Source organism: Acidithiobacillus ferriphilus, from assembly GCF_018854775.1.
Taxonomy (GTDB): domain Bacteria; phylum Pseudomonadota; class Gammaproteobacteria; order Acidithiobacillales; family Acidithiobacillaceae; genus Acidithiobacillus; species Acidithiobacillus ferriphilus.
This window is the reverse complement of the sequence record NZ_JAAZTY010000265.1, coordinates 1-397: the sequence shown is the minus strand read 5'-3', so window position 1 is coordinate 397 and position 397 is coordinate 1. Positions and strand designations below refer to the sequence as shown.

The 397-nt window shown below is 64.7% G+C and carries 1 protein-coding gene; it reads right to left on the bottom strand.

Annotated elements, in window-relative coordinates; all coding sequences use genetic code 11:
- Nucleotides 1-397: RuBisCO large subunit C-terminal-like domain-containing protein (locus tag HF921_RS13785; RefSeq protein WP_264318202.1), on the bottom strand; the 397-nt coding region annotated here is incomplete at both ends.

Sequence of the window (397 nt, the reverse complement as noted above, 5' to 3'; positions counted from 1 at the left end):
ACCGCCACCGAACTGGAATATTGCATCGTCGCCGAAGATGGCTAAGAGCGCCGGCATGTGCCAGACGTGGATGCCGCCGGAAGCCACGGCGAAGACCCCCGGCATGGAGCCCCAGTCCTGGTCGAAGAAGATGCCGCGACCGCGGTCCTCGGGGACGAATGACTCGCGCAGCAGGTCGACCCAGCCCTGAGTGGCGGCACGGTCACCTTCCAGCTTGCCAACCACCGTGCCGGTGTGCAGGTGATCACCGCCTGACAGACGGAGCGCCTTGGCCAGCACGCGGAAGTGAATGCCGTGATGGGGATTGCGGTCCACCACCGCGTGCATGGCACGATGAATGTGCAACAGGACGCCGTTCTTCCGGCACCAACGCGCCAGACCGGTATTGGCACAGAAG